Source organism: Pseudoalteromonas piscicida (assembly GCF_002744175.1).
In the GTDB taxonomy this organism is placed as follows: domain Bacteria; phylum Pseudomonadota; class Gammaproteobacteria; order Enterobacterales; family Alteromonadaceae; genus Pseudoalteromonas; species Pseudoalteromonas piscicida_B.
The window spans coordinates 1-6,099 of record NZ_NKHF01000002.1 but is presented as its reverse complement, the minus strand read 5'-3'; the positions used below and the strand labels follow the sequence as shown (position 1 = coordinate 6,099).

Annotated in this window: 7 protein-coding genes; 3 read left to right on the top strand and 4 right to left on the bottom strand. The window is 43.0% G+C overall.

Translation table 11 applies throughout. The annotated features are described in order from the left end of the window. Positions 1-128: 128 nt before the first annotated feature. From CEX98_RS00505 to CEX98_RS00490, 4 genes are all read right to left on the bottom strand, one after another. Entirely contained in the window at positions 129-485 is a 357-nt protein-coding gene (locus tag CEX98_RS00505) for a DUF2750 domain-containing protein (RefSeq protein WP_172439696.1), read from the bottom strand. 11 nt (positions 486-496) lie between these two features. Beyond that, positions 497-1,075: a glutathione S-transferase family protein gene (locus tag CEX98_RS00500; protein WP_099640190.1), complete on the bottom strand. Its 579-nt coding sequence runs from the start codon at positions 1,073-1,075 to the stop codon at positions 497-499. Positions 1,076-1,174: 99 nt separating this feature from the next. Further along, positions 1,175-1,456 carry a peptidylprolyl isomerase gene (locus tag CEX98_RS00495; protein WP_099640189.1) on the bottom strand — a complete coding sequence of 94 codons (282 nt, stop codon included), beginning with the start codon at positions 1,454-1,456 and terminating at the stop codon, positions 1,175-1,177. 64 nt (positions 1,457-1,520) lie between these two features. Beyond that, complete coding sequence (locus CEX98_RS00490; protein ID WP_242441578.1) at positions 1,521-2,048, bottom strand: glutathione peroxidase; 528 nt, start codon at positions 2,046-2,048, stop codon at positions 1,521-1,523. Positions 2,049-2,132: 84 nt separating this feature from the next. Between CEX98_RS00490 and CEX98_RS00485 the strand changes: the two genes are divergently transcribed. The 3 genes from CEX98_RS00485 (at position 2,133) to CEX98_RS00475 (ending at position 5,989) form a co-directional block, all read left to right on the top strand. After that, positions 2,133-2,627 (top strand): GNAT family N-acetyltransferase, encoded by a 495-nt coding sequence (locus CEX98_RS00485; RefSeq protein ID WP_099640187.1) that lies wholly within the window; start codon positions 2,133-2,135, stop codon positions 2,625-2,627. 112 nt (positions 2,628-2,739) lie between these two features. Next, entirely contained in the window at positions 2,740-4,704 is a 1,965-nt protein-coding gene (locus CEX98_RS00480) for an ATP-binding protein (RefSeq protein ID WP_099640186.1), read from the top strand. Between the two features lie 151 nt (positions 4,705-4,855). Further along, positions 4,856-5,989 carry a response regulator gene (locus tag CEX98_RS00475; protein WP_099640185.1) on the top strand — a complete coding sequence of 378 codons (1,134 nt, stop codon included), beginning with the start codon at positions 4,856-4,858 and terminating at the stop codon, positions 5,987-5,989. Positions 5,990-6,099: the final 110 nt, after the last annotated feature.

Sequence of the window (6,099 nt, the reverse complement as noted above, 5' to 3'; positions counted from 1 at the left end):
CAGCTCCTACCGCATGGTTTTACAGGCTTTTGTAGGAGGCGGTTTACCCGCCGAGCAGTTTCAACGGTGTCTTTTGCACGGCGCATATTCGTTTTCGGTATTTATGCGCCTGACAGCAAGGGGAGATTTTATTCAATATCAACGAGTAGGCGTGCAAGACCCACAGGTTCAATTTCAACACACACGTTGTCATCATTCCAGTTTAGGCCAACTAATGCATCATCTTCTTTAAGATCGAGTACCCACTCGTCCAAGAAGCTTTCAACGTCAATGCTCATTGGAGAAAACTCGCTCCATTCATCACGACATTGGGCTTGTGCTTTTTCTTCGCTATCCCAAAGTAGCAACACGTCGGTTTCGTCAAACTGATTAGAATCAACTACTACCATGCCGCCATCATCTGAACTCAATGCCCAAACGCTTTCGGTGTTTTTTACTTGCGCAATAAATTCACTCACTTCTGAGCCAATTTCTTCTTCATTCATCATCGTTGTTCTCAATTTCGTGGATCAGTTTGCTGAGCAATGGGATGAGATTGCCAACGGTCATGAAATGCCATTAGATTCTCATAATCGCTCAGATCGACAAGTTCTCTAAACAGAACCCAATCAATTAGGCAGTATAAACTGATTTGAAGATAATCACAGTGTAAAAACTCTTCTGTCACACACTCTTCATTGAGATAATGCAGAGTGTGGCCAATTCGCTCGCGCTGCAGGTTAAAAAATAGTTTGTCTTGTTCAATATCAAAGCCAGAGCGTTTACTAAGTAGTAGCTCAACGAGTGAGTCGTTACAGGCATTAATAAGAATAAGCCAATTTTCTTGATCCCAACTTGGGAAAGGTAACTGATGCTTTTCGCGCAAGTAACGCACAATTAAATTAGAATCGCAAATCAGTTGTGCATCGTCGATTAAAAAGGGAATTTTTCGTGCTGGGTTATGGCGAACTAATTCGTCATGGCCTGCTTGTGAAAAAATGTCGATATGCTGGTAACTAAGAGGAAGTTGTTTTGCTGCCGCCCACATTCGGATGCGACGCGCGTATGGGCTGGTGTTCGAGCCTATCAGTTTCATGCCATTATTCCTTCAACTGAATATCACGCTGCGATTTTGCAGGTGTAGTGAGCTGGTACTATGGAATAATGGCGAACCTATTGGGTTTTCGCAAGTGAATTAATCACTACGACTGGTCACCTCTAGTAAATGAAAACCAAACTGGGTTTGTACAGGCCCTTGGACTTGGTTGATCGGCGCTGAAAAAACCACTTTATCGAACTCAGGTACCATCATTCCAGGTCCAAATTCACCGAGCGCTCCACCGTCTTGGCCCGACGGACAATTGGAGTACTGCTTTGCGATTTCTGCGAAATCTTCTCCTGCTGCGATGCGATCTTTGAGCTCCATGCATTGCGCTTCACTATCTACTAGGATATGTCTTGCACTAGCGATTGCCATAACTTCTCCAATGATTAATTGTTGTTCATACTTTATTCTAATCTAGGTACGTGAAAAAATCAGCTTATCTTGGCAAGAGTTTTTCAATTTCTCCTGTGAGTTCATCAGACATAGGCTTGGTACGACTATTAAAGCGTTTGATTGTTTTACGGTCCGCTGACACTAAATATTTATAAAAATTCCAGTTAGGTGAGCTGGTTACCTCATTCAAATGCTGAAATATAGGGTTGGCATCAGACCCTCTTACCTCTGAAGTTGCAAACATATCAAAGGTGACGCCATAGTTTATAAAGCAGACTTTTGCGGTTTCTTTTTCATCGTCTTCTTCTTGAAAAAAATCATCTGATGGAAAACCCAGTACCACGAGGCCTTTATCTTTGTACTTTTGGTGCAGTTTTTCTAGGCCCTCAAACTGCCCAGTAAAACCACAATTACTGGCGGTATTGACGATGAGTAATGGCTTATCTTTGAATTGACAAAGGTTCAGTGACTCGTCTGAGCGTAACTTACGCATTTCCACATTGGTGAAATCTTCACAGGTTGATGCATTGGCGTGGCTTGCAAACAATAAGCCGCAGGCCAACCCCAACATCGAAAGACTTTTTATCATCAGCGCTTTCCTTTTAATTAGGTTATCTTTTATGATACGGGAATATTCGTCATATTGATCAATTAAATGAATATTCGACACGCAACTTCACAAGACCTCAGTGCCATTGTTGCCATTTACAACGAGACCATTCCAAGTCGCCAAGTGACAGCCGATACCGAGCCTGTAAGCGTAGCACAAAAGCAAAGCTGGTTTGATGCACACACAGATAATCGTCCTATTTATGTGGTGGAACAGGAAAGCCGTATCGTCGCTTGGCTAAGCTTTAGTAACTTCTATGGTCGTCCAGCTTACTCAGGTACGGCAGAAGTGAGTATCTATTTAGCGAAAGCGGCGCAAGGTCAGGGGTTGGGTAATCAACTCATGACGTTTGCTCAAGCTCAGGCGCCAAAACTGCAAATCTCGACCTTACTTGGCTTTATTTTCTCTCATAATAGCCCTAGTATTCGCTTGTTTGAAAAGCATGGGTTTCAAAAGTGGGGGGAGCTACCCAATGTTGCTATGATGGATGGCAACAGCTACAGCTTGACTATATTAGGTAAGTCGCTGGTTGAGGTTTAGTGAGTACCGTATTTATACCTCGCTAGAAGCTTGTCAAAATAGTGTTATTGTTTAGCGTCTTGTCATTCTTCTACTAAACTGGATCTCATATTTACCGATAAAGGATCTAGCTATGGCGAGTCGTGTGCTGATCATTGATAGCAGCAGTGTCCAAGCGATGCGAGTTAAGGTGTTGTTTGAGCTGCTCGGTGGTGAAGTGGAGCATCTTCACTACCGTAGCTTAGAAGCAGACCTCGATTTTGATAAGTTTGATGTTGTGGTTATTGCCCATGGTGTGCCTGCAAGCAAGCTGCAAGCCATGTATCAACTCAGAAACCACGATAAACTCGTACTACTTGCCCCAAAGCCCGATAATGCCGAGCACCTAAAGTCCTTTAGTGAAATTAATCGGGCACTGCCTAATGGCATTGTCATTTATCCGTTTTTCGCTAACAAGGACATCACTGGACTGTTAGAGCGCCTATTAGAGATAGGAGCAACTAACTCTTTGGTGCTGCCAAAAGTACTTCTGGTGGACCATCATACGCCTCGCCTTGAAAATTTGGCAAATAGTTTGCGCGGTGCTCAGCTCGCCGTGACTACCGCAACAACCTTGGAAGAAGCGATGCAAGTGGCTGAACACCATCCAGTCGACTTGCTGATCTGTGACTTTAACTTAGACAAAGACACTGGGCTCGATGTTTTTAACAAAGTAAGGCAAATACACCATAACTGCCGCTGCTTGTTAATGACTTCGCGTGTTAATCAAGTAGATATGCTAGAAGCCGTGCGTCAAGGAGTCGAAGATGTACTTATTAAGCCTTTCGACGAAAGTGATTTGCTACAAAGCTTGCACAAGCTTTGGCAAACAGAGTTATTAAGGCGCCACAACCAAGAGCTGGTAGAGCGCTTGCAAGACACGGTTGATGCCTTGATTGAGCGCGATAGCCTGTTAAGAGTTATCTACAAGCATACGCCAGATCCCATTATGTTGTTTAACCGCCAAGGGCATATTATTGAGGCGAATGATGCTTGCTGTGAATTGTTTGAGCTGACGGAAGAGGAGCTTCAGCCGCTTTCTATCTTCGAGTTATTTGATGAAGTGTCGGTATCGCAACTAAGAGATCTCATGAAGCACGTTGGTATGTTAAAGCACTTCAATTGTGAATTAACTCTGCCCAAAGCGGGAGAACGCAGCATCCCATTAATGGGCACTTTTAATGAAATTGATCACCATGGTGAAATGGCTTTTGCTGTGATCTTTAAAAATGTCTCAAAATTTAAAGAGCAACAAGAGGTGCTTGAGGAAACCAAAGAACTACTCGAGTTTGAAGTACAAGCAAGAACGGCACAATTGCAAAAAGCCAAAGAAGCCGCGGAAGCTGCCAACCTATCAAAATCTGAATTTCTGGCCAATATGTCTCATGAGTTACGCACACCGATGCATTCTATTTTAAGTTTTGCCCGATTTGGGCTAGATAAACTCACTTCGCCAGACGTGCCGGTAGATAAATTAAAAAAATATCTATCCCGCATTGAAACCAGCGGTGAACGCTTGCTTGTACTTCTAAATAACTTGCTAGATCTATCTAAATTGGATGCTGGGCGTTTTCCGTTTAATCCAAGCTTCCATAATTTAGTGAATGTGATCCAAAGTGGTATTGAAGATGTATCGGGTACGGCGCTCGAGAAGAAGATAAAAATCAGGTTCGAAAAACCAGAGCAGGGAGTCATGACATTTTGCGACCCTGAGCAAATGAATCAAGTGATCAGAAACCTACTTGGAAATGCACTGAAGTTTAGCCCTGAAGGCAGTGAAGTGAGTGTGCTGCTGAGCTGCAAGGGGCAAGATATTCATATCAAAATCGTCGATCAAGGTGTTGGGATCCCTGATGACGAATTGGAGCAAATATTTGCCAAGTTTGTGCAAAGTAGTAAAACCGACAGCGGTGCAGGAGGTACTGGCTTGGGGCTAGCTATTTGTAAGGAGTTTATCTTGTTGCACAAAGGGCAAGTCTACGCCGAGAATAATCCTGACGGCGGTGCAAGTATCAATGTGAGTTTACCTTTGGTCGAACATCTAGAGCAAGTAATGTAGTGTAATGAATCAAGTTGGAAAGCCTGCAAGGATAGGTCTATAACTAACAGTGGAACTTGTTTTAACACTAAGGGGCTAAAGGCTGGCAAAACAGTGTGTATTTATTTCCTCAATTACAGTTCCTTTAGTACATTAATGAAGGATAGCATTTATGGCTTTACGCAGAATCTTAGCGGTGGATGATGAACCGTTTAATCTAGAAATCATCGAAGAAATTCTTGAAGACTTAAACTTTGAGCTAAAAACTGTAGAAAGCGGTCAAGCCTGTTTGGCCGTAGTAGAAGACTTCGACCCACAGGTGATTTTGTTAGATGTTAGCATGCCAAAAATGAGCGGCTACGAGGTCTGTAAAGCGATAAAGGCAAACCCGAATACGCAACATATTATCGTGATGTTTGTCTCGGCTAGAGGCTCAGTTGAAGAGCGAATGGAAGGGTACTCTGTAGGGGCGGAAGACTATATTGTGAAGCCCTTTGGTCAAGGGGAGCTGAAAGCCAAGTTGCAGCATTTGAGTCAAATTTTACAGGAGAAAGACACGCTTGCTCAGCAGGTTGAAGATGCAACGTCTACCGCTTTTAGCGCGATGGCAAATAGTAGCGAAATGGGGCAAATCGTTACATACATTGAGCAAATTGGAGAGATTGACTCTATTCCTCGATTGGCGGCAGCGTTGTGCCAGTGTTTAAAAGGGCTTGGTCTGAACTGCAATGTTGAAGTGAGGTTAGAAGGACAAAAGCATCATTTTGCCACGACAGGGATCTGCTCTCCCATTGTTATCGAGTTATTCGAAATTTTGTATACCAAAGGGCGGTTACATGAGTTTACCAATCGCATTTTGGTTAACTATCCATTGTTGAGTATTTTAATTTTAAACATGCCTGGTGACGACCCAGATAAGCATGGACGGTTACGTGATCATATCTGCTTTATTGCCAGTGTAACTGAACAGCAATTGATCGCAATTTCAACTAAACGCAAGTTAGTTCAGCAGCACGAAGATTTAGAAGAAGCCATCGAGATGGTGCAAGGCAAGTTCAATAGCATGATTGCCTTATTAGATAAAAATCGCCAAGAAAACGAAAAAGTGTTTAGGTCGTTACAAGAGCTATTCGAGGAGCGCATTCCTACCATGGGTCTAGATGAAGACCAAGAGATGTTTATTTATCAAAATGTCGACAAAGCAATACAAAGCTCAGTTGCCCGAGAGGCGAGCGTTCGGGAAGTCAAAACAGCATTTCATGATATTGAAGAAGATCTGAAGCTACTTTCTCGACGTTCTGAATAGTGAATTAATTCACCAAAAACAACCAAATTTCGCTGCGTAAAGCAGCTCCTACTGCACGGTTTCACAGACTTTTTGTAGGAGATGGTTTACCCACCGAGCTCTTACAGTAA

Excerpts from the sequence above, each read along its gene's own strand:
- CEX98_RS00505 (WP_172439696.1), bottom strand. The coding sequence starts at position 485 with ATGAATGAAGAAGAAATTGGCTCAGAAGTGAGTGAATTTATTGCGCAA.
- CEX98_RS00500 (WP_099640190.1), bottom strand. The coding sequence starts at position 1,075 with ATGAAACTGATAGGCTCGAACACCAGCCCATACGCGCGTCGCATCCGA.
- CEX98_RS00495 (WP_099640189.1), bottom strand. The coding sequence starts at position 1,456 with ATGGCAATCGCTAGTGCAAGACATATCCTAGTAGATAGTGAAGCGCAA.
- CEX98_RS00490 (WP_242441578.1), bottom strand. The coding sequence starts at position 2,048 with ATGTTGGGGTTGGCCTGCGGCTTATTGTTTGCAAGCCACGCCAATGCA.
- CEX98_RS00485 (WP_099640187.1), top strand. The coding sequence starts at position 2,133 with ATGAATATTCGACACGCAACTTCACAAGACCTCAGTGCCATTGTTGCC.
- CEX98_RS00480 (WP_099640186.1), top strand. The coding sequence starts at position 2,740 with ATGGCGAGTCGTGTGCTGATCATTGATAGCAGCAGTGTCCAAGCGATG.
- CEX98_RS00475 (WP_099640185.1), top strand. The coding sequence starts at position 4,856 with ATGGCTTTACGCAGAATCTTAGCGGTGGATGATGAACCGTTTAATCTA.